The 22807-nt window shown below is 73.4% G+C and carries 24 protein-coding genes and 1 riboswitch; of the genes, 11 read left to right on the forward strand and 13 right to left on the reverse strand.

Annotated features, from left to right (window positions below):
- The first annotated feature begins 100 nt into the window (after positions 1-100).
- Positions 101-826, forward strand: coding sequence for a ZIP family metal transporter (locus OG207_RS32315; protein ID WP_329103383.1), 726 nt, complete (start codon positions 101-103; stop codon positions 824-826).
- Between the two features lie 20 nt (positions 827-846).
- Here OG207_RS32315 and OG207_RS32320 read toward each other — a convergent pair whose 3' ends face one another.
- From OG207_RS32320 to OG207_RS32350, 7 genes are all read right to left on the reverse strand, one after another.
- On the reverse strand, positions 847-2292 hold the full coding sequence (locus OG207_RS32320; RefSeq protein WP_329103384.1) for a cobyrinate a,c-diamide synthase: 1446 nt from the start codon (positions 2290-2292) through the stop codon (positions 847-849).
- Complete coding sequence (gene cobO, locus OG207_RS32325; protein WP_030386572.1) at positions 2286-2885, reverse strand: cob(I)yrinic acid a,c-diamide adenosyltransferase; 600 nt, start codon at positions 2883-2885, stop codon at positions 2286-2288. The genes OG207_RS32320 and cobO overlap by 7 nt, the downstream gene beginning before the upstream one ends.
- Positions 2885-5005 (reverse strand): putative cobaltochelatase, encoded by a 2121-nt coding sequence (locus tag OG207_RS32330; protein ID WP_329103386.1) that lies wholly within the window; start codon positions 5003-5005, stop codon positions 2885-2887. Before OG207_RS32330 ends, cobO begins: the two co-directional genes overlap by 1 nt.
- 208 nt (positions 5006-5213) lie before the next feature.
- A complete protein-coding gene (locus OG207_RS32335) occupies positions 5214-6734 on the reverse strand; it encodes a cobyric acid synthase (protein WP_329103388.1) in 1521 nt (506 codons plus the stop codon).
- On the reverse strand, positions 6731-7687 hold the full coding sequence (locus OG207_RS32340; RefSeq protein WP_329103390.1) for a cobalamin biosynthesis protein: 957 nt from the start codon (positions 7685-7687) through the stop codon (positions 6731-6733). Before OG207_RS32340 ends, OG207_RS32335 begins: the two co-directional genes overlap by 4 nt.
- A 36-nt stretch (positions 7688-7723) precedes the next feature.
- A riboswitch (cobalamin riboswitch) is annotated at positions 7724-7878 on the reverse strand.
- A 111-nt stretch (positions 7879-7989) separates the two neighbouring features.
- Positions 7990-8211: a hypothetical protein gene (locus tag OG207_RS32345; RefSeq protein WP_327386129.1), complete on the reverse strand. Its 222-nt coding sequence runs from the start codon at positions 8209-8211 to the stop codon at positions 7990-7992.
- Positions 8212-8253: 42 nt separating this feature from the next.
- Positions 8254-9546: an inorganic phosphate transporter gene (locus OG207_RS32350; RefSeq protein WP_329103391.1), complete on the reverse strand. Its 1293-nt coding sequence runs from the start codon at positions 9544-9546 to the stop codon at positions 8254-8256.
- Positions 9547-9868: 322 nt separating this feature from the next.
- Here OG207_RS32350 and OG207_RS32355 point away from each other — a divergent pair, with 322 nt between their 5' ends.
- Together OG207_RS32355 and OG207_RS32360 are read left to right on the forward strand one after the other, a co-directional pair.
- Entirely contained in the window at positions 9869-10999 is a 1131-nt protein-coding gene (locus tag OG207_RS32355; RefSeq protein WP_329103392.1) for an alpha/beta hydrolase family protein, read from the forward strand.
- A 182-nt stretch (positions 11000-11181) separates the two neighbouring features.
- Complete coding sequence (locus OG207_RS32360; protein WP_402694798.1) at positions 11182-12603, forward strand: hypothetical protein; 1422 nt, start codon at positions 11182-11184, stop codon at positions 12601-12603.
- Between the two features lie 72 nt (positions 12604-12675).
- Here OG207_RS32360 and OG207_RS32365 read toward each other — a convergent pair whose 3' ends face one another.
- Positions 12676-13071, reverse strand: a complete 396-nt coding sequence (locus tag OG207_RS32365) for a VOC family protein (RefSeq protein WP_189735839.1) — start codon at positions 13069-13071, stop codon at positions 12676-12678.
- A gap of 63 nt (positions 13072-13134) precedes the next feature.
- Entirely contained in the window at positions 13135-14037 is a 903-nt protein-coding gene (ypfJ, locus tag OG207_RS32370; RefSeq protein ID WP_329103394.1) for a KPN_02809 family neutral zinc metallopeptidase, read from the reverse strand.
- A gap of 288 nt (positions 14038-14325) precedes the next feature.
- Between ypfJ and OG207_RS32375 the strand changes: the two genes are divergently transcribed.
- The 8 genes from OG207_RS32375 to amaP all read left to right on the forward strand — a co-directional run bounded on the left by OG207_RS32375 (position 14326) and on the right by amaP (position 19699).
- On the forward strand, positions 14326-15924 hold the full coding sequence (locus OG207_RS32375; protein ID WP_329103396.1) for an ABC-F family ATP-binding cassette domain-containing protein: 1599 nt from the start codon (positions 14326-14328) through the stop codon (positions 15922-15924).
- Positions 15925-16288: 364 nt separating this feature from the next.
- Positions 16289-16510 (forward strand): helix-turn-helix domain-containing protein, encoded by a 222-nt coding sequence (locus OG207_RS32380; protein WP_030010789.1) that lies wholly within the window; start codon positions 16289-16291, stop codon positions 16508-16510.
- Positions 16511-16668: 158 nt separating this feature from the next.
- Positions 16669-17448: an enoyl-CoA hydratase/isomerase family protein gene (locus tag OG207_RS32385; RefSeq protein ID WP_033220610.1), complete on the forward strand. Its 780-nt coding sequence runs from the start codon at positions 16669-16671 to the stop codon at positions 17446-17448.
- A 126-nt stretch (positions 17449-17574) separates the two neighbouring features.
- On the forward strand, positions 17575-18006 hold the full coding sequence (locus tag OG207_RS32390; RefSeq protein ID WP_329103399.1) for an Asp23/Gls24 family envelope stress response protein: 432 nt from the start codon (positions 17575-17577) through the stop codon (positions 18004-18006).
- Between the two features lie 15 nt (positions 18007-18021).
- Positions 18022-18207 carry a hypothetical protein gene (locus OG207_RS32395; RefSeq protein ID WP_329103401.1) on the forward strand — a complete coding sequence of 62 codons (186 nt, stop codon included), beginning with the start codon at positions 18022-18024 and terminating at the stop codon, positions 18205-18207.
- A gap of 7 nt (positions 18208-18214) precedes the next feature.
- The gene (locus OG207_RS32400; protein ID WP_329103403.1) at positions 18215-18580 is read left to right on the forward strand and encodes a hypothetical protein; all 366 of its coding nucleotides are present in this window, start codon (positions 18215-18217) and stop codon (positions 18578-18580) included.
- Positions 18577-19137 (forward strand): DUF6286 domain-containing protein, encoded by a 561-nt coding sequence (locus tag OG207_RS32405; RefSeq protein ID WP_329103405.1) that lies wholly within the window; start codon positions 18577-18579, stop codon positions 19135-19137. Before OG207_RS32400 ends, OG207_RS32405 begins: the two co-directional genes overlap by 4 nt.
- A gap of 4 nt (positions 19138-19141) precedes the next feature.
- Positions 19142-19699 carry an alkaline shock response membrane anchor protein AmaP gene (amaP, locus tag OG207_RS32410; protein WP_329103406.1) on the forward strand — a complete coding sequence of 186 codons (558 nt, stop codon included), beginning with the start codon at positions 19142-19144 and terminating at the stop codon, positions 19697-19699.
- A 36-nt stretch (positions 19700-19735) separates the two neighbouring features.
- Here the strand turns inward: amaP and OG207_RS32415 are convergent, their stop codons facing one another.
- The 4 genes from OG207_RS32415 to OG207_RS32430 all read right to left on the reverse strand — a co-directional run bounded on the left by OG207_RS32415 (position 19736) and on the right by OG207_RS32430 (position 22765).
- On the reverse strand, positions 19736-20491 hold the full coding sequence (locus tag OG207_RS32415; protein ID WP_329103408.1) for an SDR family oxidoreductase: 756 nt from the start codon (positions 20489-20491) through the stop codon (positions 19736-19738).
- Positions 20492-20500: 9 nt separating this feature from the next.
- Positions 20501-21292, reverse strand: a complete 792-nt coding sequence (locus tag OG207_RS32420; protein WP_329103409.1) for an SURF1 family cytochrome oxidase biogenesis protein — start codon at positions 21290-21292, stop codon at positions 20501-20503.
- Between the two features lie 165 nt (positions 21293-21457).
- Complete coding sequence (locus OG207_RS32425) at positions 21458-21691, reverse strand: hypothetical protein (protein WP_030009585.1); 234 nt, start codon at positions 21689-21691, stop codon at positions 21458-21460.
- A gap of 96 nt (positions 21692-21787) precedes the next feature.
- The gene (locus OG207_RS32430; protein WP_329103410.1) at positions 21788-22765 is read right to left on the reverse strand and encodes a DEDDh family exonuclease; all 978 of its coding nucleotides are present in this window, start codon (positions 22763-22765) and stop codon (positions 21788-21790) included.
- Between the last annotated feature and the right edge of the window lie 42 nt (positions 22766-22807).

Raw genomic sequence — 22807 nt, forward strand, 5'->3', positions numbered from 1 at the left:
GTCACCGGCACATGCCCGGCCGGTCGGCCGTCAACACTCCGCCACCCGCCACTCGCGCGCGGACGTGCGCTCGGGGCGAGGAGTCTGTATTCAGGGGCGCATGGCCGTGATCGTGGCGTTGGGCGCGTTCCTGATGACCCTGGCGGGCGGATGGGCGGCGCAGCGCGTCACCGACCGCCGCCACCTCGTGCTGGGCCTGGCCGGCGGGCTGATGCTCGGCGTCGTGGGCCTCGACCTGCTCCCGGAGGCCCTCCACGCGGCGGGCGAGGAGGTGTTCGGCGTCCCGCTCGCCCTGCTGCTCTTCGTGGCCGGATTCCTGATCGCGCACGTCGTGGAACGGCTGCTGGCGGTTCGCCAGGCCGCGCACGGCGCCGAGGACGGCGCCCGCGTCCCCCAGGTCGGGCTCACCGCGGCCGCGGCCATGGTCGGCCACAGCCTCGCCGACGGGGTGGCCCTGGGTGCGGCCTTCCAGGTCGGCGGGGGGATGGGCGTGGCCGTGGCGCTGGCCGTCATCACCCACGACTTCGCCGACGGGTTCAACACGTACACGCTCACCAGCCTCTACGGGAACGACCGCCGCAAGGCCCTGATGATGCTCTTCGCGGACGCCGTCGCCCCGGTCGTGGGCGCGGCGTCCACCTTGCTGTTCACCCTTCCGGAGGAACCCCTCGGCGCGTACCTCGGCTTCTTCGGAGGAGTCCTGCTGTACCTCGCGTCCGCCGAGATCCTGCCCGAAGCGCACCACAAGCACCCCGCCCTGTCCACGCTGATGTGCACGGTGGGCGGGGTGGCCGGGATCTGGCTGGTGGTGGGCATCGCGGACTGAGCGCCGGCCGGGGACGGAGGTCACGACCGTGCTGCCGCGGCTTCCGTGAAACGGCGCGCGACGGACGGCTCCGCCGCCCAGTGCGTGTGCAGGTAGCTGGCGTGCACACCCTGCTGCACGAAGCCCTCGACCCGGCGCTCCGGGTGGGTGAACCCCCAGGCCGGGGCCGTTCCGGCGCCCGGCTCGATCACCGTCCGGTGGAACTCGTGCCCGCGCAGCCGGGTCCCGGCCCGCGCGAGCGCGCTGTCGGACACCGCCACCGCCTCGCGGTAGCCGAGGGTGAGGCGCTCCGACATCCGCGCATCGGCGTCGAGCACCCCGCACATGGGCTTCCCGTCCAGCGACCGGCCGAGGTACAGCAGCCCGGCGCACTCGGCGGCGATCGGGCCGCCGGCCGCGGCGAAGGCGGCGACGGCCGCCCGCAGCGGTTCGTTGGCGGACAGCTCGGGCGCGTACACCTCCGGGAATCCGCCGCCGATCACCAGGCCGGTGGTGCCGGGCGGGAGCGCCTCGTCCCGGAGCGGGTCGAAGGTGACGACCTCCGCTCCGGCGGCGGTGAGCAGCTCCGTGTGCTCGGCGTAGGAGAAGGTGAAAGCGGCGCCGCCGGCGACGGCGACGACCGGTGCGGCGCCGCTGCCCGGGGCTCCGTCGAGGTCCGCGGGGGCGGCGCCGTTGCCGGCGGCGCAGCCCCCGGACTCCCGCGCCTCGATCGCCGGCGGGGCTTGACGGGGCGACCACGGCTCGCAGTGCAGCGGTGGGGCCGTGCGGGCCAGGGCCATCAGGGCGTCCAGGTCGCAGCCCGCGCGGACCTGCGCGGCCAGCGCCGCCACCGAGGCCAGCGCGTCGGTGTGCCGCTCGGCCACCGGGACCAGACCCAGGTGGCGCGAGGGAGTGGCCACCTGCGGAGCCCGCCGCAGGACACCGAGGACCGGCATCCCTGCCTCCTCCAGGGCCTCCCGCAGCATCACCTCGTGCCGGTCGGAGCCGACCTTGTTCAAGATCACGCCCCCCAGCCGCACCTGCGGGTCGAAGGACGCGAAGCCGTGCACCAGCGCCGCCACCGAACGCGACTGCGAGGAGGCGTCGACCACCAGCACCACCGGCGCCCGCAGCAACTTCGCGACCTGCGCCGTGGACGCCAGTTCGCCCCGCCCCGCGGCGCCGTCGTAGAGCCCCATGACGCCTTCGACGACGGCCAGGTCACACCCGACCGCCCCGTGTGCGAACAGCGGAGCGACCAGCTCCGGCCCGCACATGAAGGCGTCGAGGTTGCGCCCCGGCCGGCCGGTGGCCAGCGCGTGGTAGCCGGGGTCGATGTAGTCGGGCCCGGCCTTGTGCGGGGACACGGCGAGGCCGCGCTCCGAAAAGGCCGCCATCAGGCCCGTGGCCACGGTGGTCTTGCCGCTGCCCGAGGAGGGAGCGGCTATGACCAGCCGGGGCACGTTGAACGGGTACGAAGTCACCACTCGATGCCCTTCTGGCCCTTCTGTCCCGTGTCCATCGGGTGCTTGACCTTGGTCATCTCGGTGACGAGGTCCGCGAACTCCACCAGCTTCTCCGGCGCGTTGCGGCCCGTGATCACCACGTGCTGCGTGCCGGGACGGCCCCGCAGCACCTCGATGACCTCGTCGACGTCGATCCAGCCCCAGTGCATCGGGTAGGCGAACTCGTCGAGCACGTACAGCTTGTGCGTCTCGGCGGCCAGATCGCGCTTGACCTGCTCCCAGCCCTCCTTGGCCGCCTGCTCGTTGTCGAGCTGCGCGTCCCGCTGGACCCAGGACCAGCCCTCGCCCATCTTGTGCCAGACGACGGAGCCGCCCTCGCCGGAGGCGCCGAGCACCTTCAGCGCGTTCTCCTCGCCGACCTTCCACTTCGCCGACTTGACGAACTGGAACACCCCGATCGGCCAGCCCTGGTTCCAGGCGCGCAGCGCCAGCCCGAAGGCCGCCGTGGACTTGCCCTTGCCGGGGCCGGTGTGGACGAAGACCAGCGGACGGTTGCGGCGCTGGCGCGTCGTGAGCCCGTCGTCCGGAACGACGGACGGCTGTCCCTGAGGCATTACGCGGCCCTCCTGTTGCTGCTGTGGGGTGAAGCGGTGGACGTCACCGCGGTACGTACGTTCTTCACGAGCCCGGCCAGCGAGTCGGCCCGCAGCCCGTCGAGCGTGACGGCGGGCCCGCCGAGGTCGCGGGCCAGTACGCCGGCCAGTCCCAGCCGGACCGGCCCGGACTCGCAGTCCACGACCACCGAGGCGACGCCCCCGGCCTGCAGCAGCCGCGCGCTGTGCCCCGCGAGCTCCCGCGGGCTGCTGTCCGTACGGCCCCCGGCGTTCCCGGCCGAGGTGGCCCGCCCGTCGGTGACGACCACGAGCAGCGGCCGGCGCGAGGGATCCCGCAGCCGCTCGATCCGCAGCACCTCGTGGGCCTTCAGCAGCCCGGCCGCCAGCGGGGTGCGGCCGCCCGTCGGCAGCTGCTCCAGCCGGGCCGCAGCCGCGTCCACCGAGGAGGTCGGCGGCAGGGCCAGGTCGGCCGTGGACCCCCGGAAGGTGATCAGACCGACCTTGTCCCGGCGCTGGTAGGCGTCCAGGAGCAGGGACAACACGGCGCCCTTGACCGCGCTCATGCGCTGCCGGGCGGCCATGGAGCCGGAGGCGTCGACGACGAAGAGGACGAGGTTGCCCTCGCGCCCCTCCCGCGCGGCCTGGCGCAGATCGTCCTTGCGGATCACGAGGCCGCGCCCGTCGCGCCCGCGCGCCTTCTGGTGCGGGGCGGCGGCCTGGATGGTGGCGGTCAGGTGCAGTTTCGTCAGGTGTCCGCGCGGGCGCTGGGCGCCGGTGGTACGGCCGTGGGAGGTACGGGCGCGGGAACGGCGGCCCGACGCGCCCTCGCCGAGGCCGGGCACGCTGAGCATCTTGGTCCGGAACGGCTCGGCGGCACCTACCGCGGCCTGCTCGGGCCCGGTGCCCTCCTGGGCGGCGGGCTGCGGGGCCTCCGGGGCTTCCGCCGGCGCCTCGCCGCTTTCGGGGGTCTCGGGGGCCTCGACCGAGGGACCCGGGTCCTGGGGTCCGCCGTCCTGCGGGGGCGTGCCGCCCGGGCCGCCGTCGGGTCCGCCGTCCCCGGGCCCGTCGTCGTCGGGGCCCTCGGGCTCCGGCTCGGGCTCCGGCTCCTCGTCGGGGAACCCGTCCAGGATCCGGTCGAGCAGGTCCTCGTCCAGTCCCGGCGCGTCGAACGGGTTGCGGCGGCGCCGGTGGGGGAGCGCCAGCAGGGCGGCCTGCCGGACGTCCTCCTTGCGCACGTCGGTCCGCCCGGCCCAGGCGGCCAGCGCGGTCGCGGTCCGGGCCATCACGATGTCGGCACGCATCCCGTCGACCTCGAACCCGGCGCAGGTCGCCGCGATCTGCAGGAGCGCGGTGTCGCCGAGCGAGACCTTCGGGAGCAGCGCCCGCGCGGCCACCACCCGGGCGCGGACCTCGTGCTCCTCCCCGGCCCAGCGGTTCGCGAAGCCCGCCGGGTCGTCCTCGTAGGCGAGCCGGCGCCGGACCACCTCGACGCGCTGGGCGGGCTCGCGGGAGGCGGCCACCTCGACGGTGAGTCCGAACCGGTCGAGGAGCTGCGGCCGCAGCTCGCCCTCCTCCGGGTTCATCGTGCCGACGAGCAGGAAGCGGGCGGCGTGCCGGACGGAGACGCCCTCGCGCTCCACGTACGAGGCGCCCATCGCGGCGGCGTCCAGCAGCACGTCCACCAAGTGGTCGTGGAGGAGGTTCACTTCGTCGACGTAGAGGATCCCGCGATGCGCGTCGGCCAGCAGGCCGGGCTCGAAGGCCTTCACCCCCTCGGCGAGGGCGCGTTCGATGTCCAGAGCACCGACCAGCCGGTCTTCGGAGGCGCCGACGGGCAGCTCCACCATGCGCGCGGGCCGCAGGGCGCCGGGCCCGGACTCGTGCGGGCCGTCCGGGCACGACGGGTCGGGCGCGGCCGGCGCGCAGGAGAACCGGCAGCCGGGAACGACGTCGACCTGCGGCAGCAGCGCCGACAGCGCGCGCACGGCGGTGGACTTGGCGGTCCCCTTCTCGCCGCGCACGAGCACCCCGCCGACCGCCGGGCTCACGGCGTTGAGGAGCAGGGCCAGGCGCAGGTCGCCCTGGCCCACCACCGCCGTGAAGGGGAAGGGGATGCTCATGTGTTGCTCACTCCTTGGAAGGTGAGGACCGTTGCCGGGTGCGGCGCCGCTGCCGGGGCTCCGCCCCGGACCCCGCGCCTCAATCGCCGGCGGGGCTTGATTCGGCTGGTGCCGTGCGCCCGGTGCGGTGGGAATGCGCGGGTCTGGGCGGAGCCCCGTTCCGGGAAGGGACGGGGCGGGGGAGAGCCCCGCAGGGCCCGGGCGCCCGTCACGGCGCGCCCGGCGGGAGGAAGGGGAGTCCTGCCGGGGCGCCGCCCTCGATCAGCCGAAGCAGCGCAACGGTGTCCGCGTGCTGCTCGATCAGGTCGCCCAGCAGGTCCAGCTGCTCCTCCCGCAGCGCGGCGAACGAGGTGTCCGGCGCCGGGACGAAACGGCGGCCGGCGGCCGCGGCCACCTCCCGCAGGAACGCCCGGCGGAAGCCGTCCGACTCCAGCGAGCCGTGCCAGTGGGTGCCCCACACCGACCCGACCCGGCAGCCGTCCAGGAAGGCCTCGCCGCCCAGCACCTCGGCCACGCCGTGGTGGATCTCGTAGCCCGCGACCTCCTCGCCCAGCGCCGAGCCCACGGGGCGGGCCAGGGTCTTCTCCCGCTCGAAGCGGACCCGTACGGGGAGCAGGCCGAGGCCGTCGACCTCGCCCGCCTTCGATTCGACCTCGTCCGAGATCCGCTCGCCCAGCGCCTGGAACCCGCCGCAGATGCCCAGCACCGGCCGCCCCTCGGCGGCCCGCCGCAGCAGCGCGTCCGCGAGCCCGCGCTCGCGCAGCCACTGGAGGGCCTTCACCGTGCCCCGGGTGCCGGGTACGACGACCAGGTCCGCGTCGGCCAGTTCCTCGGCCCGGTCCACGAACCGCACGACGACCCCCGGCTCCGCCGCGAGCGCGTCGACGTCCGTGAAGTTCGACATCAGCGGCACCGCGCACACGGCGACCCGCAGCACGTCCTCGCCCACCGGGGGCGCGACCACGGACTCGCGCACCGCTCCGCGCAGGGAGACCCGCAGGCCGTCCTCCTCGTCGATGCCCAGGCCGTGCTGGAACGGCAGCACCCCGTACGTGGCCCGGCCCGTCAGGCCGCGGAGCATCTCCATGCCGGGCTCCAGCAGCGACACGTCGCCGCGGAACTTGTTGACCACGTAGCCGGCGATCAAGGACTGGTCCTCGGGGGAGAGCAGCGCCGTCGTCCCGAAGAAGGACGCGAAGACGCCGCCGCGGTCGATGTCCCCGACCACGACCACCGGGAACCGCGCGGCCCGCGCGATCCCCATGTTCACGATGTCGGTCCGGCGCAGGTTGATCTCGGCCGGGCTTCCCGCCCCCTCGCAGATCACGGCGTCATACGTGCCCCGCAACTGCTCCAGGCAGTCCGTGACGATGCCGAGCAGCTGCTCCTGGCGCCCGCCGTGGTAGCCGCGGGCGCTCATCTCGCCCACCGGCTTGCCCAGCAGCACCACTTGACTGCTGCGGTCGCTGCCCGGCTTGAGCAGCACCGGGTTCATCAGTGCCGTCGGCTCCACGCGGGCCGCCTGGGCCTGCATCGCCTGGGCGCGCCCGATCTCGGCGCCCTCCAGCGTCACGAAGGAGTTCAGCGACATGTTCTGCGCCTTGAAGGGCGCGACCTTCACGCCCTGTCTGGCCAGCCAGCGGCAGATGCCCGCCGTGACCACGCTCTTGCCCGCGTCCGACGTGGTGCCCGCGACCAGCAGACCGCCGCCGCGCTTCGCGCCGCTCATGCGCGTCCCCCTCGTACTCGTGTCACGAGCAGCCGGGCGGCCACGCAGGCGCCGAGGGCCAGCCAGGTCACCTGCCGCGACAGCCGTACCGCACGCTCGATGTCCGCGACCTCCACCGGCCGCCCCGCCCCGCCGTTCAGTACGGCCCGGTGCTCGACCCGGCCGCCGTACGCGAGGGTGCCGCCCAGTCTGACGCCCAGCGCCCCGGCGAAGGAGGCCTCGACGGGTCCAGCGTTCGGGCTCGGGTGCGCGGCGGCGTCCGCGCGCCAGGCCCGTACGGCGCCCCGCCGGTCGGGGCCGGCCAGTACGGCGGCGACCGCCGTCAGCCGGGCTCCCGGCCAGCCGGCCAGGTCGTCGAGCCGGGCGGAGGCCCAGCCGTAGCGCAGGTAGCGGGGGGACTTGTGGCCGACCATCGCGTCCAGGGTGTTCACGGCGCGGAAGGCCAGCAGTCCGGGGACTCCGGCGACGGCGCCCCACACGAGGGCGCCGACCACCGCGTCGGAGGTGTTCTCGGCGACGGACTCCACGACGGCGCGGGCCATCTGCTGCCCGTCCAGGGCCTGCGGGTCGCGTCCGCACAGGTGGGGCAGCCGCTCCCGGGCCACCTCGGCGTCCCCGGCGGCGAGCGCGCCGCCGATGGCGCGGGCCTCCCGGCCCAGGGAGGTGCCGCCCACGACGGCCCAGGTGGCGGCGGCGGTCAGGGCGATACGGGCGGCCGCGGGCCGGGAGCGCACGGCTCGGGCGCCCAGCACTCCGACGGCGGCCGCGCCCCCGGCGCACACCAGGGTGTGCAGGAGGCCCCGGGCGCGGTCGTCGCGCCACAGGGAGCGTTCGACGGCGGTGGCGGCCCGTCCGAAGGCGGCCACGGGGTGCCCTCGGCGCGGATCCCCGAGGATCCGGTCGCCGATCAGGCCCGCCGTGGCGCCGTACGCAAAGACGCGATCGGCACGCATGGTGGCAGGTATGTCCTCACTCAGGGTCCGCGCCCTGGTTCGACGTGTCCGGCGGCGAGAGTTCCTGGCTCCCGGGACGCACGCACGGCGTGCGGTTCCGGTGACAGTGGCGGGACCGCGCCGGATTCGCACCGGACTTCCTCTCCATGCCGCCGTATTGGCTCCGGCAGTCCACCACGCACGTCGAAGGCCCGTCAACTCGCCGTTGACCTGCGGCGCGGCAGGGGCACGGGATGCGAAAAGCTCCCTCCGGGACAAACCCGGAGGGAGCCTTCACGCCCGGTCGGCCGCGGGGCGGCGGATCAGGCGACGATCAGGTAGATCCCGTAGCCCACGGCCGCCGCGATGACGGCGAAGCAGGCGTACGCGCCGCTGCGGGCGAGGGTGGCGGTGCCGCCCTGCTCGGTGGCGGTCTCGTGCTTGGACAGGCCCACCAGGCCCAGGGTGAAGAGGGTCACGAGGGCGACGGTGGCGAAGAGGCTGACCCCGAAGACGGAGCCGAGCGCTTCCCAGTCGATCTTCATACTGCCGCTTTCTGAATGTCCGGGTCTGTGTCTCTGTCTCGGTCAGACCGCGGCGGCCGGAGCCGCCGGGGTCTGCGTCGCGGCCGGGATGGTGGCCTTGAGGGCTTCGTCCGTGACCTCGGCGGTCGTTGCCGCGGCGGTGGTGGTGCCGGCGGCGGCGACGGCGACGGTCGGCGGGACGGTGACCGCGGCGATCGCCGTGGTGACGACACCCGGCTCCTCGGCGCGGGCCTGCTCCACCTCGTTGACGTTGTTGTGGTCGACGACCTGGCGGCGCGAGATGAGCCAGATGGCCAGGCAGGAGCCGACCAGGAAGACCGTGACCGCGGCGATGCCGACGTCACCGATGCGCATGACCAGCTCGGCACCGGCCGAGACCAGCGCGGCGGCCGGCAGGGTCAGGCCCCAGGCGACGAACATGCGGGTCGCGGTGGACCAGCGGACCACACCGCCCTTGCGGCCCAGGCCCGCACCCATGACCGCACCGGAGCACGAGTGGGTGGTGGAGAGCGAGAAGCCCAGGTTCGAGGAGGCGAGGATGACGGACGCGGCCGAGGTCTGGGCGGCGAAGCCCTGCTGCGGGTGCAGGTCGGTCAGGCCGCTGCCCATGGTGCGGATGATGCGCCAGCCGCCCAGGTAGGTGCCCATCGCGATGGCCATACCGGCGGAGACGATGACCCAGACCGGCGGGTTCGCGTCGGGCGCGATCGCGCCGCCGGCGATGAGGGCCAGGGTGATGATGCCCATCGTCTTCTGCGCGTCGTTGGTGCCGTGCGCGAGGGAGACGAGACCGGCCGAGGCGATCTGGCCGGCGCGGTATCCCTTGGCGGAGGTCTTCTCGCCGACCTTGTTCCCCAGCTTGTACGTGACCTTGGCGGCCAGGTACGCGGCGATGCCGGCCACCAGCGGGGCGGCGATCGCGGGGATGAGGACCTTGGTGATGACGACGCTGCCGTTGACCGCGCCGATGCCGGCGGAGGCGACCGCGGCACCGATGAGGCCACCCATCAGGGCGTGCGAGGAGCTGGAGGGAAGACCGACCAGCCAGGTGACGAGGTTCCAGAGGATCGCTCCGACCAGGGCGGCGAAGATCACCTCTGGCTGGATGCCCTCCTCGTTGACGAGCCCCTTGGAGATCGTCTTGGCGACCTCCACGGACATGAACGCGCCGACGAGGTTGAGCACGGCGGACATGGCCACCGCCGTCTTGGGCTTGAGGGCGCCGGTCGAGATGGTGGTAGCCATCGCGTTGGCTGTGTCGTGGAAACCGTTCGTGAAGTCGAACACGAGAGCGGTAATGATCACGATCCCGAGGAGAAGCGTTATGTGCTCCATTTACCCAGGCTTCTGTTTGACGTCAGTGGCTCGGCGACCGTAGGCAACCTGAGTGAACAGAAGATGAACTGACTTGGGCGGAGCGGTGTACTGGCCCGGGGTGCGATCGGGCCATTCGTCCTGATTCTTACAGTGATAGCACCATTAATGCACGTCAAAGCCGGGTGAATGAACCCCTCCGCAGAGGGTTCGCCGTGCGCGCGACCCCGCTCCCCGGGCCTCGAATGAGACCTAGATCACCCCCTCCGCGCGCGTCCCTGTACCCGTCGCGGAAGGATCCGCTCCGGTGGCCCGCCCGAGGCCCCGACCCGACACTGGAGCAGTGCGTACCGCGACAGCGACGGCTGCGGCCGTCACGACGACCCTCCTCGGTGCGGGCGCGGCCGCCGTCGCCGTCGCCCGGCACGCCGCCGACGCGACCCTGCGGCCCGAACCGGGGCGCCCGCTCCCCGGCGGGCCGAAGCTCAGCGTCCACTCCACCGCTGACGGTCGGATCACACTGACCCGCTCGCTCGCCTCCCTGCGCCCCGGCACGTACGGCCTGGTCGCACCCGGCGTGCACGCCGTCGTCGGGCCCGTGGTCCCGGACGCCGACCCCGGCCCCGACGCCGTCGTGCGGCAGCTCGTCTCCGTCACCCACGGCACCCTCGACCCCGGCACCCGGGTCTCCCTCACCCCCCAGGTGTACGTCGGCAACCCGCGCACCGCCCTCGGGCTCGACCACGCCGACGTGGACGTCCCCGGGGAGCTCGGCGCCCTGCCCGCCTGGTTCGTGCCCGCCGCCCGGGACACCTGGGTGATCGCCGTGCACGGGCTCGGCAGCAGCCGGGAGCACCCGATGGTGGTCATGCCCTTCCTCAACCGCCACCAGCTCCCCGTCCTGGACCTCGGCTACCGGGGCGACCTGGGCGCCCCCTCCTCCCCGGACGGTCTCGGCCACCTCGGCGAATCGGAATGGCGCGACCTGGATGCCGCCATCCGCTACGCCCTGCGCTACGGAGCCCGCCGCGTGGTCCTGTACGGCTGGTCCACCGGCGCCACCATGGCCCTGCACGCCTTCGAGCGCTCGCCGCTCGCCCACCGGATCTCCGGGCTGGTCCTGGACTCCCCGGTACTCGACTGGCACACCACCCTGCGCGGGCTCGCCGCGGCGCGCGGCGTCCCCGGCGTGGTGCTGCCGCTGGCCGTCCGGGCCGCCGAAGGCCTCACGGGCCTGCGTGCCGACCGCCGGCCCGCGGGCGCCGACCCCGGCGCGCTGCGCGTCCCCGTACTGATCTTCCACGGCCCGGACGACGCGCTCGCCCCCTGGGGGCCCTCGCGCAGGCTCGCCGCGGCCCGCCCGGACCTCGTCGCGCTGCACACCGTGAGCGCGGCCGGGCACGGCGCGATGTGGAACGCCGACCCGGCCGGCTACGAGGAGGCCCTGCGCCGCTTCCTCACCCCCCTCATGTGAAGGGCCCGTGCACGATCGGCCGCGCGAAGTGCCGTACGAAGGGCCGGGTGAGGGGCGGTCATGTGAAGGCCCTGTGACGGACAGGGCCCCGCGGGCGGCTTGTCCCGGTCTGCACTGCGGTGAACGGCGGCAACCAAGGGTTCCGTTTGGGCTTTCGGCCAGTGACGGGCGAGACTGCTTCCGTGACGTCCCGAAAGCCTGATGAGCAGTTGGCTCGCGACTCCAGACTCCGACTCGTCTCGCCGCGTTCCGTCGCCGCGGCCCGCAAGGCGGTGACCGACCGACGCACCCGGCCCGCGCCCAGGCCCCCGGCGGGTACGCCCGCCACGGCCGACCTCGCGAACCGGGCCCGGGCCTCGCTCGCCGACGCCGTGCGCCTGACCCGCTGGGCCGAGCGCAACCTCGGGGCCGGAGACGGCGGCCGGCCCGCTCCCACGGGCGCCCTGCCCGCCGCCGACGTCGAACGCGCCGCTGCGGAACTGGGGCTGACGCACGGCCAGATCCAGGTCGGCTGGGACCGCGCACGGCTCGCCGGACTGGTCGAGGTGCACGGCGGCCACGCCCGGCCCGGCTGGCGGCTGCGCGCCTGGGACCGCGACGACACCGCCGTACTGCGCGGCTGGGTCGCCCTCTTCGACGCCTGGTCGCTGGTCCATCCCGCACCCGCCGACATCGCCCCCTCGGCCGTCGCCGAGGTCGTCGAGGCGATGCCCCAACTCCTCTCCCTGCTGCAGCTGTCCGCCGGCCCGGTGACCGTCCCGGACCTGCTCGACCTGCTCGGGCAGCGCGTCACCGAACTGCGCGACGAGCGGTGCGAGATCCCGTACGAGGTCGAGCCCGCGGTGGCGCTGACGTCCGCCGGCTCCGCCGAGGCCCGGCCCGTCCCGCTCGCCCGGCTGCTGCGCTGGGCGCTCGGCGGCCTCGCCGCCGTGGACGCCGTCACCCTCGGCCCCGCCCGGGCCGCGCTCACCCCGCTCGGCAGCTGGGCCGTCTGGGTCAAGCTGGAGCAGATCTGCGTCGCGGCGCAGAGCCCCGCCGGGAACATCGAGCAGTCCGCCGCCGCCATGCTGCACGGCTGCGCGCGGCTCACCCCCGGCCCGGCCCGCGCCGAGTACCGGGCCTGGCTCGCCGCCCGGCCCGTCGGCCACGCCGTGGCCGAGCTGCTGCAGGCCGCCCGGGGCGAGGACGCCCTGTTGCGCGGCCTCGCCTTCGAGGCGCTGCGCGTGGTCGGCGCCCCCGCCGAACCCGAGGTGCGCGCCACCGTGCGCGAGCCCGCCCTGCGCCCCTACGCCCTGCTCTGGCTCGCCGAGCACGACGGGATCGACCCCGACGAGGCGCAGGACGTCCTCACCGCCGAGGAGTCGACCTGGCTCTGGGTGGACACCGCCGCCGCCATCGCCGACCACGGCGAGGCCGAGCTGCTGGCGCGCCACCTCGACTCCGCCGTCCGGACCACCGTCCCCCGGCTGCTGGACGAGGTCCGTGCGGTCGGCCATCCGCGCACGGTGCAGGTGCTGGTCGCGCTCGCCGCGGCCCACCCCGACCCGACGCTGGCCAAGGCGGTCCGCCGGGCCGCCTTCCAGGTCCACACCGGCGGCGAGTGACTCCGTAGCGAGTGACCCCGTAGCGAGTGACTCCGTAGGAGAACGAGGGCGGGGACGGGCGTGCCGGCGGGGTCAGACCTGCGGCGCGTACGTCCCGAAGCTCCAGACGTTGCCCTCGGCGTCGCGGGCCATGTAGTCGCGGGAGCCGTAGTCCTGGTCGGTGGGCTCCATCACGATCTCCGCGCCGTGCTCCACCGCCCGCCGGTGGTGGGCGTCCACGTCGTCGACCACGACGTAGACCCCTGAGGGGCCGGCGCCCTCCATGGCCTTGTCGAAGACCCCGCCCCTGCCCGAACTGCCCAGCATCACCATGCCGTTGCCGTACGCCAGCTCGGCGTGCGTCACGGAGCCGTCCTCACCCTCGTAGACGGCGACCTGGCTGAAGCCGAAGGCCTCGGTCAACAGCCTGATGGCCGCCTTCGCGTCGCGGTAGACCAGGGTGGGACAGATGGACGGAACGCCTGCCATGACGATCACTCCCTCTCGTGACGGTGACCCGCGTCACACCAGCATGGCAGGCGTCACCGACAGTCAGCGGAAGGTGTTGCACTGGGCCATGTCGCCCGTCCGGTAGCCCTGGTAGAACCACTGCTGCCGCTGCTCGGCCGAGCCGTGGGTCCAGGACTCCGGGGACACCCGGCCCTGGAACTTCTCCTGGATCCGGTCGTCGCCGACCGCGGCCGCCGCGTCCAGCCCGTCCCTGATGTCCGCCTCGGTCAGGGTCTTGAGCAGCGGCCGCCCGGTGGAGGCGTCCGCGACGTTCGTCGCGTTGTGCGCCCACACCCCGGCGTAGCAGTCGGCCTGCAGCTCGACCTTGACCGCGTTGCTGTTCGGCCCCTGCCGTCCGTCCTGGGCCCGCTGGAGGGTTCCGGTCAGGTTCTGGACGTGGTGCCCGTACTCGTGCGCGACGACGTAGGCCTGGGCGAAGGGGCCGCCGGTCGCGCCGAACTTCGTCCGCAGCTCGTTGAAGAAGCCCAGGTCCAGATAGACCTTCCGGTCAGCAGGACAGTAGAAGGGGCCCACCGCCGAGCTGGCGGTCCCGCACGCGGTGTTCACCCGGTTCTCGAAGAACACGGTCGTCGCCGGGCTGTACTGGCCGCCGCGCCTCGCGAACTCCTGCCTCCAGAAGGCCTGGGTGCTCCGGGTGACCGCCAGCAGCCGGCAGTCCTCGCGCGTGTTCGCGTCCCGACCCGTCTTGCATGCCTGCTGCACCTCGGTGAGCGACGAGGAGACCGGCGCCGGCTCCTGTTCCTGCTCCCCGGAGGAGAGCCCCAGCTGCTCCGGCCCCACCCCGAAGATCAGCCCGATGACCAGCGCGATGAGACCGACGATGCCGCCGCCGACGGTGGCCTTCCCGCCCGGGATGCGGCCGCCGCCGCCGCGCCTGTCCTCGACTTCGGAGCTGTCGAGTCTGGCGTCGTCGTCGAACTGCATCCCGTACCGCCCTCCACGCGTCGAACAGGTGCGGTCGCGTCTCCGCCCATGCGGCGAGTATCAACCCAATCATCCCGATCTGCGCCTCGGCCGCTCCGCGGGGCCACTGGGCCGGACGGGGGACACGGGGAGCGGCCCCCGCAGGCCCGACGACCCGGCCCGCGCCCGGAAACCAGTTGCACACCCCCGGTAGAATGTCTCTCATGGCAAATCTCCTCGCGGATTAGCGGCGTCGAAGCTTCGCGTCCTGCCCCCCTTCCGCCGTCCACACCGCCCTGGAGTATTTCCGTGATCACCGCCACCGGCCTTGAGCTGCGCGCCGGCGCCCGCGTCCTCATCGAGTCCGCCTCCTTCCGCGTCGCCAAGGGCGACCGCATCGGCCTCGTCGGCCGCAACGGAGCCGGCAAGACCACCCTCACCAAGTGCCTCGCGGGCGAGGGCCAGCCCGCCGCCGGCTCGATCGCCCGCTCGGGCGAGGTCGGCTACCTCCCGCAGGACCCGCGCACCGGAGACCTCGACGTGCTGGCCCGCGACCGGATCCTGTCCGCGCGCGGCCTCGACGTGCTGATCAAGAAGATGCGCGCCAACGAGGAGCGCATCGCCACCGGCACCGGCGGCACCCGCGACAAGGCGATGAAGCAGTACGAGCGCCAGGAGACGGAGTTCCTGACCAAGGGCGGGTACGCCGCCGAGGCGGAGGCCGCGACCATCTCGGCCGCCCTGGGCCTGCCCGACCGGGTGCTCGGTCAGCCCCTGCACACCCTCTCCGGTGGTCAGCGCCGCCGCGTCGAGCTCGCCCGGATCCTCTTCTCGGACGCCGACACCCTGCTCCTTGACGAGCCCACCAACCACCTCGACGCCGACTCGATCGTCTGGCTGCGTGACTACCTGAAGACCTACCGCGGTGGCTTCATCGTCATCTCCCACGACGTCGACCTCGTCGAGACCGTCGTCAACAAGGTCTTCTACCTGGACGCCAACCGCTCCCAGATCGACGTCTACAACATGGGCTGGAAGCTCTACCAGCAGCAGCGCGAGGCCGACGAAAAGCGCCGCAAGCGCGAGCGCCAGAACGCCGAGAAGAAGGCCGCGGCCCTGAACTCGCAGGCCGACAAGATGCGCGCCAAGGCCACCAAGACCGTCGCCGCGCAGAACATGGCCAAGCGGGCCGACCGACTGCTCGCCGGCCTGGAGGCCGTCCGCGTCAACGACAAGGTCGCCAAGCTCCGCTTCCCGGACCCGGCGCCCTGCGGCAAGACCCCGCTGACCGCCGAGGGCCTCTCGAAGTCGTACGGCTCCCTGGAGATCTTCACCGACGTCGACCTGGCCATCGACAAGGGCTCCCGCGTCGTCATCCTCGGCCTCAACGGCGCCGGCAAGACCACCTTGCTGCGCCTGCTCTCGGGCACCGAGAAGCCGGACACCGGCACCGTCGTCCCCGGCCACGGCCTCAAGCTCGGCTATTACGCCCAGGAGCACGAGACCCTGGACCCGGAGCGCACGGTCCTGGAGAACATGCGCTCCTCCGCCCCCGACCTGGACCTGGTCGCGGTGCGCAAGACCCTCGGCTCCTTCCTCTTCTCCGGGGACGACGTGGACAAGCCCGCCGGGGTGCTCTCCGGTGGCGAGAAGACCCGGCTGGCCCTGGCCACGCTGGTCGTCTCCTCGGCGAACGTGCTGCTCCTCGACGAGCCCACGAACAACCTCGACCCGGCCAGCCGCGAGGAGATCCTGGGCGCGCTGCGCACGTACAAGGGCGCGGTCATCCTCGTCACCCACGACGAGGGCGCCGTCGAGGCGCTGGAGCCGGAGCGGATCATCCTGCTCCCGGACGGCGTCGAGGACCTGTGGGGACCGGACTACCGGGACCTGGTGGCCCTCGCCTGATCTGGTTCCGGTTACGGTTCCGGTTCTGATCCAGTTCCTTATGGATCATTCGGCTCACGGGTGATCCATCATCTGAGTGAGACGGTCTCGTACCGTTGCGCGTCGCATCACGGCCCCGGTCGCACTCCTCAAGGAGTGCGACCGGGGCCGTTCGTTTTCCGGTTCCGCGTCCCTGACCTGGCGATTCTCGGCGGGGGCAGCAGAGTGTGACGGAAGTCATGCAGCGGAAGAGGAGATTCCGTTCTGCTCGGGCGTCCACCGGTCGGGAAATGCCGTCGTACCGACCTTGCTGAATGGGTGGCCAGGAAGCGTGGGAGGGGTGATCATGAGAAGTCCAGAGCGCACTTCCCATGAGGAGGCACGGGTGGCCGAGACTCTGAAGAAGGGCAGCCGGGTAACCGGCGCCGCGCGCGACAAGCTCGCGGCAGACCTGAAGAAGAAGTACGACTCCGGTGCGAGTATCCGGGCGCTGGCCGAAGAGACCGGCCGGTCCTACGGATTCGTCCATCGGATGCTCAGTGAGTCCGGGGTGTCGCTGCGTGGTCGCGGAGGCGCGACGCGTGGCAAGAAGGCCGCTACGGCCTGACCCCGGTCCCATCGGTTCCAACGTTCCAACGGCTTCAAGGTCCATCATGATCCGACGGTTCCTTCGGTGACCCCCGGTCGGCGTCCGGTCGACCGGGTGGTTACTGTGCAGTCACTTAGGCCGAGCTTGCGGCCGACTGCACACCGGAGGCACGAGAGATGGCTCTGCTCGACAAGGACGGCGTACGACTTACCGTCGACGACACGGTCGCCACGGTGACACTGACCAATCCGGCCAAGCGAAATGCCCAATCCCCCGCGCTCTGGCGGGCTTTGGCCGAGGCCGGGAGGTTGTTGCCGGGCACCGTCCGGATCGTCGTGCTGCGCGGTGAGGGCAAGTCCTTCTCCGCAGGGCTCGACCGGCAGGCGTTCACCCCCGAAGGTTTCGAGGGCGAGCCGTCCTTCCTCGATCTGGCACGCGGTTCGGACGAACTGCTCGACTCCACGATCGCCGAGTACCAGGAGGCGTTCACCTGGTGGAGGCGTAACGACATCATCTCCGTCGCCGCCGTGCAGGGGCACGCGATCGGCGCCGGCTTCCAGCTCGCGCTCGCGTGCGACCTGCGCGTGGTCGCGGACGACGTGCAGTTCGCTATGCGCGAGACCAGCCTGGGCCTGGTCCCCGACCTGGCCGGTACCCAGCCCCTGACCTCCCTGGTCGGCTACGCCCGCGCGCTGGAGATCTGCGCGACGGGTCGCTTCGTGCACGCGGAGGAGGCGGAGCGCGTCGGCCTCGCCAACCTCGTCGTCCCCGCGGACGAGCTCGACGCCGCCGTCCAGGACCTCACCACCGCCCTGCTGGCCCCGCCGCGGGACGCCGTGATCGAGACGAAGACGCTGCTGCGCTCCGCCCAGGCCCGCCCCTACGACGAGCAGCGCGCCGCCGAGCGTGCGGCCCAGGCCCGCCGCCTGCGCGACCTGGCCGGTCTCTCCGACTGAGGGCCGCTGCAACGCCGGAGCCCCGGGGATGGTCGGCCAGCCGACCGGCGTAGTCCCGGGGCGCTCGCGCGCCCGGGCGCCTAACGTGGAGCGGAGTGAGTCCACCACGCACGGAAGGGACACGCGATGACCGAATCCGCATCAGGGGGCTTCGGCAAGGAGCCCGGCGACCGGGGACGCACGAGCATCGCCGACGGGGTGGTCGAGAAGATCGCCGGGCTGGCCGCCCGCGAGGTCGTCGGCGTGCACGCCATGGGCAGCGGCAGCGGCCTCTCCCGTACCTTCGGCGCCGTCCGCGACCGGGTGCCCGGCGGCGGCAAGGCCTCGGTCAGCCGCGGGGTCAAGGCGGAGGTCGGCGAGACCCAGACGGCCCTCGACCTGGAGATCGTCGTGGACTACGGCGTCTCGATCCGCGACGTGGCGCGCGCGGTCCGGGAGAACGTCATCTCGGCGGTCGAGCGGATGACCGGCCTGGAGGTCGTCGAGGTCAACATCGCGGTGAGCGACGTCAAGCTGCCCGATGAGCCCGACGAGGAGCCGGAATCCCGTCTCCAGTAGCCGAGAGGAGCCCGCATGAGCATGGCGATCGCCGGACTCTTCGCCGGCATGGCCCTGGCGTTCGCCGGCTATTTCGGCGGTTTCGGGGCCTTCATCCTGGTGGCCGCCCTCGGCGCCATCGGTTTCGTTGCCGGGCGGTTCCTCGACGGGGACCTGGAACCGGGTGACCTGTTCCGCCGCCGTGACGACCGGCGCGGGTGAGGCGCCGATGAGCAGCCCGCCGCGCCCCGCGCCGCCCCGGGTGGCCGCCGCCGAGCGCGGTGCCACCCGCATCGCCGACCGGGTCGTCGCGAAGATCGCCGCCCAGGCCGCCCGGGAGGCGCTCGCCACGGCCCCCGGCACACCCCCGCACGCCACCGTCACCGTGCACCACGACATCGCCCGGGTCCGGGTCAGCCTGGAGCTGGACTACCCCTCCGACCTGGCCGCCCAGTGCGCGGCCGTACGCCGTCAGGTGGCCCTCCGGGTCGAGGAGTGCGCGTCGATGTCGGTGCCCGAGGTGGACATCGACATCGAGCACCTGCACTCCGGCCGCTCCCGGACCGCCTCCGGGCGGGACCGGCGGCTGCGGTGACGGCCCGCGGCTCCGGCTCCGGCCGGGCCCACCGGTTCCGCTCCGCCCGGCGGGTGCCCGCCGCGCTCACCGCCCTGGTCGTGCTCGCGGTGGCGGTCCTGTTCCTGTACGACCTGGCCGCCGTACGGTCCGGCCGGCCCGGGATGAGCTGGCGCCGCGACCTCGCCGACCAGCTCGCCGTGCACACCCCCGCGGACCTGGCGGTGCAGCTGATCGCAGCAGGCCTGGTCCTGGTCGGGCTGCTGCTCCTGCTGCTGGCACTGGCCCCCGGGCTGCGCGGGATCCTGCCGATGCGGACCCCGGACGAGCAGTCGGGCGTCCGGGCCGGGCTGGGCCGCAAGGCCGCCGCCCAGATCCTGCGGGACCGGGCCATGGAGGTGTCCGGAGTCCGGTCCGTCCGGGTCAAGGTGCGCCGGTCCCGCGTCGGGGTGCGGGCCACCTCGCACTTCCGCGAGCTGGACGACGTACGGGCCGACCTCGACGCGGTGCTCGCCGTCGGCATCCAGGAACTGGGCCTCGCGCGCCCGCCGCAGCCGCGGGTACGGGTCAGGAGGTGAGGCCATGCTCGGAACGGTGAACCGGATCCTGCTGGCGGTGGCCGGAGCGGTCCTGGTGGCTGCCGGGACCGTGGTGCTGACGGGCTCGTGGCCGCTGCACGGTCGCGACGCGCCGCTGCTGAGCGAGCAGACCAGGAACCGGTACTGGCACGCCGAAGGCTGGTGGTGGTGGGCGGTGATCGCCGCTCTCGCGGTGGGCGTCCTGCTGGCGCTGTGGTGGCTGCTGTCCCAGCTCAGGCGCCCGCGACTGCAGGCGATGGTGGTGGACACCGGGGACGGGGCCTTCGCCATGCTGCGCGGGCGCGCGCTCGAGGAGGCGGTGGCCGCGGAGGCCGGCGCCCTGGAGGGGGTCGCCGGCTGCAGGGTCGCCCTGCGCGGGCGGCGCGGGTCGCCGGCGCTGCGGGTCGCGCTGGAACTGGAACCCCACGCGGTCCCCGCCGACGCCCTGGCCGCCGTGGCCGGCCCGGTCCTGACCCACGCCCGGACCTCGGCGGGCCTCCCGGAACTCCCCGCGGAAGCCCGCCTCAAGGTCACGTCCCACCGGGCCCAGCGCGTGATGTAGCGGACGTCCTGCCGATCGTGCGGGGCTCCCGGCGGGTCAGAAGCCGTGCCGGGAGCCGCCGTCGACCGGGAGCATGACCCCCGTCAAGTACGACGCCGCCGGGGAGAGCAGGAAGGCAGCCGTGCGGCCGAACTCCTCCGGGGCGCCGTACCGGCGCAGCGGGATGCGCGACTCGTGCCCCGCCCGCGCGGCCTCCGCATCGCCGGACAGGGCGTCGAGCTCGCGGACGCGGTCGGTGTCGATGCGGGCCGGAAGCAGGCCGACCACCCGGATCCCGCGCGGGCCGAGCTCCAGCGAGAGGGACTTCGCGAAGCCGGCGAGGCCCGGACGCAGGCCGTTGGAGATGGTCAGGCCGGGGATCGGCTCGTGGACCGAGCCCGACAGGACGAAGCCGATGACCCCGCCCTCGCCCAGCTCGGCGGCGGCCGCCCGGGCGAGGCGGACCGCGCCCAGGAAGACCGCATCGAAGGCCGCCGCCCACTGCGCGTCGGTGTTGTCCGCCGCGAAGCCCGGCGCCGGGCCGCCCACGCTGATGAGGATGCCGTCGAGGCGGCCGAAGCGCTCCCGCGCGGTGGCGACGAGCCGCGCGGCCGCTTCCGGGTCGGAATTGTCGGCCGCCACACCGGCCGCGTTCGGGCCGAGCTCGGCGGCGGCGTCGGCCGCCCGCTTCTCGTCCCGGCCCGTCAGGAGCACCTTCGCACCGTCGGCGGCCAGTTCCCGGGCCGAGGCGAGGCCGAGGCCGCGCGTGGCCCCGGTGACGATGTAGACACGGTCTTTCAGTCCAAGATCCATGCCGACACGCTACGCCGTCGCCGGCTCCCGCCGAGAGGCTTCGGTCCGGGCGGCCTCTTCCTCGCGCTCGCGCTTCTCCCGCCGTACGAGGACCACCCAGCCCACCGGAACCGCGCCGGCGAACAGCCACCACTGGATGGCGTACGCCATGTGGGGGCCGATCGAGTCGTGGTCGGGGTCGGCGATGGTCTCCGGGGTGCCCTCCGCCGGGACCGGATCGGTGAGCTCCAGGTAGCCGCCGAGGACCGTCCGGCCCAGGTACTCCGCCTGCTGTGCGCTGTTGATCAGCATCACCTGGCGGTCCGGCAGGCCCTTGCGGTCCTTGATGCCGCTCCCGCCGCTGGTCTCGTCGGCCTTCAGCCGGCCGGTGACCGTGACCTCGCCCGTGGGCGCGGCCGGCACCGGCGGGTAGGCGCGCGGGTCGTCGCCGCCCGGCACCCAGCCCCGGTTGACCAGGACCACCCGGCCGTCGGAGAGGACCAGCGGGGTCAGGACGTGGAAGCCGACCTTGTCGTCGCGGTCGGTGCGCATCCGGACGACGACCTCGTGCGCGGAGTCGTACGTGCCGGTCGCGGTGACCGCGCGCCAGAAGTCCGCGCGGGGGACCCGGTGTCCGGGAGAGGTGAGCTCGGTCACGGGGGCCGGCTTCGCCCGCAGGTTCGCCTCGATCAGCTGGTTCTGCGCGACCCGGTGCTCATGGCGGTGGTACTGCCAGAACCCCAGCTCGATCATCGCGGGGATGAGGGCGAGGGCCATCAGGGTGAGGAACACCCACTGCCGGGTCAGCACAAAGCGGTACACGCCCACGACGGTACCCGCAGCGCGGAGGACCCCGGCGGCCGGGTGGCCGTCCGGGGTCATGGCGTACGGAACGGGACGTCGGGACGGGGTGCCGGGACGCGGTGCCGGGAACGGCTGCGGGGACCGCCCGACCGCTCGTCGGGACGGGGCCGCGGCGCGGGGGAGTCAGACGCGGTCGACGATGCCCACCTTCCCCTCCGCCCGCGCGCAGTGCGCCCCGCAGAACCACTGGCCCGCGACCTCGACGCCCTGGCCGATGATCGATACCCGGCAGTGCTCACAGACGGGCGCCATGCGGTGGATGGCGCAGGAGAAGCAGTCGAAGACGTGCACGGCGCCCTGCGCGTGCACCTCGAAGGACATGCCGTAATCGTTTCCGCAGACCTCACAACGTGCCATGGGCCGAATGCTGCGCACGGGGAAGGAGCGGAACAAGATCCGGCGGGGTGAGTCGCCGCGCCTGCACCCGCCCGGCGCAACGGCCCGCCCTCCGGCTCAGGACTCGGCCGGGGCCACGTCCCGCAGCAGCTGGGTGAAGGCCGCCTCGTCGACGACCGGCGTGCCGAAGCCCTTCGCCTTGACCGTCTTGGAGGTCGCCGAATCGGGGTCGTTGGTCACCAGCAGGCTGGTGAGCCGCGACACGCTCGTCGCGATGTGCAGGCCCGCCTCGACCGCACGGTCCTCCAGCAGCTCCCGCTCCACCGAGGTGTCACCGGAGAAGGCGATCCGCATGCCCTGCTTCAGCGGCTTGCCGTCCTCGAAGCGCCCCGGATTGGGGTGCGGACACGGCGGCCGCTTGCGCGAGGGCCGCCAGCTGCCGCCCCGGTACGAGGCCTGGTACCCGATCCTCGGGGTGACGGCGGAATCCGACCACTCCGTCAGCGGCCGGCATTCCAGCAGCGGCAGCCGCACGCCGCCCTGCGCGGCCGCGTGCAGCGAGGGGCGGAACGCCTCCGCGAGCACCCGGGCGTCGTCGAGCGCGTGGTGGGCGCGCTGCTGGACCACGCCGAAGTGCGCGGCGAGCGACTCCAGCTTGTGGTTGGGCAGCGGCAGGTCCAGTTCCTTCGACAGGGCGATGGTGCACAGCCGCTGACGGACCGGTGCGGTCACCGCGGCCCGCGCGTACTCCCGGGCGATCATCTGCCAGTCGAAGATGGCGTTGTGCGCGACCAGTACCCGGTCCGCGAGCCGGTCGGAGAACTCCTCGGCGATGTCCTCGAAGAGCGGGGCGTCGGCGAGCATCGCGCTCGTCAGCCCGTGGATCCACACCGGTCCCGGGTCCCGCCGCGGATTGACCAGCGTGTACCAGTGGTCCTCCACGTTGCCCCGGGCGTCGAGCCGGTAGACGGCGGCGGAGACTATCCGGTCGTCGCGCGCGAGCCCGGTGGTCTCCACGTCGACGACCGCGTACCCCTGTGGGTACGCGGTCGGCCACATCGTGTCTGCGGTCGTACGGTCGTCGAGCATGGTCACAGAGGATATCGGCCCCGACTGACACCCGTGGCCGCAGCGGCG

Source organism: Streptomyces sp. NBC_01439 (assembly GCF_036227605.1).
Classification (GTDB): Bacteria; Actinomycetota; Actinomycetes; order Streptomycetales; family Streptomycetaceae; genus Streptomyces.

Coding starts and splice junctions, on each gene's coding strand:
- OG207_RS32315 (WP_329103383.1), top strand. CDS start 101: ATGGCCGTGATCGTGGCGTTGGGCGCGTTCCTGATGACCCTGGCGGGC.
- cobO (WP_030386572.1), bottom strand. CDS start 2,885: ATGCCTCAGGGACAGCCGTCCGTCGTTCCGGACGACGGGCTCACGACG.
- OG207_RS32330 (WP_329103386.1), bottom strand. CDS start 5,005: ATGAGCATCCCCTTCCCCTTCACGGCGGTGGTGGGCCAGGGCGACCTG.
- OG207_RS32335 (WP_329103388.1), bottom strand. CDS start 6,734: ATGAGCGGCGCGAAGCGCGGCGGCGGTCTGCTGGTCGCGGGCACCACG.
- OG207_RS32340 (WP_329103390.1), bottom strand. CDS start 7,687: ATGCGTGCCGATCGCGTCTTTGCGTACGGCGCCACGGCGGGCCTGATC.
- OG207_RS32345 (WP_327386129.1), bottom strand. CDS start 8,211: ATGAAGATCGACTGGGAAGCGCTCGGCTCCGTCTTCGGGGTCAGCCTC.
- OG207_RS32350 (WP_329103391.1), bottom strand. CDS start 9,546: ATGGAGCACATAACGCTTCTCCTCGGGATCGTGATCATTACCGCTCTC.
- OG207_RS32365 (WP_189735839.1), bottom strand. CDS start 13,071: ATGGCAGGCGTTCCGTCCATCTGTCCCACCCTGGTCTACCGCGACGCG.
- ypfJ (WP_329103394.1), bottom strand. CDS start 14,037: ATGCAGTTCGACGACGACGCCAGACTCGACAGCTCCGAAGTCGAGGAC.
- OG207_RS32385 (WP_033220610.1), top strand. CDS start 16,669: ATGGCTCTGCTCGACAAGGACGGCGTACGACTTACCGTCGACGACACG.
- OG207_RS32390 (WP_329103399.1), top strand. CDS start 17,575: ATGACCGAATCCGCATCAGGGGGCTTCGGCAAGGAGCCCGGCGACCGG.
- OG207_RS32395 (WP_329103401.1), top strand. CDS start 18,022: ATGAGCATGGCGATCGCCGGACTCTTCGCCGGCATGGCCCTGGCGTTC.
- OG207_RS32400 (WP_329103403.1), top strand. CDS start 18,215: ATGAGCAGCCCGCCGCGCCCCGCGCCGCCCCGGGTGGCCGCCGCCGAG.
- amaP (WP_329103406.1), top strand. CDS start 19,142: ATGCTCGGAACGGTGAACCGGATCCTGCTGGCGGTGGCCGGAGCGGTC.
- OG207_RS32415 (WP_329103408.1), bottom strand. CDS start 20,491: ATGGATCTTGGACTGAAAGACCGTGTCTACATCGTCACCGGGGCCACG.
- OG207_RS32425 (WP_030009585.1), bottom strand. CDS start 21,691: ATGGCACGTTGTGAGGTCTGCGGAAACGATTACGGCATGTCCTTCGAG.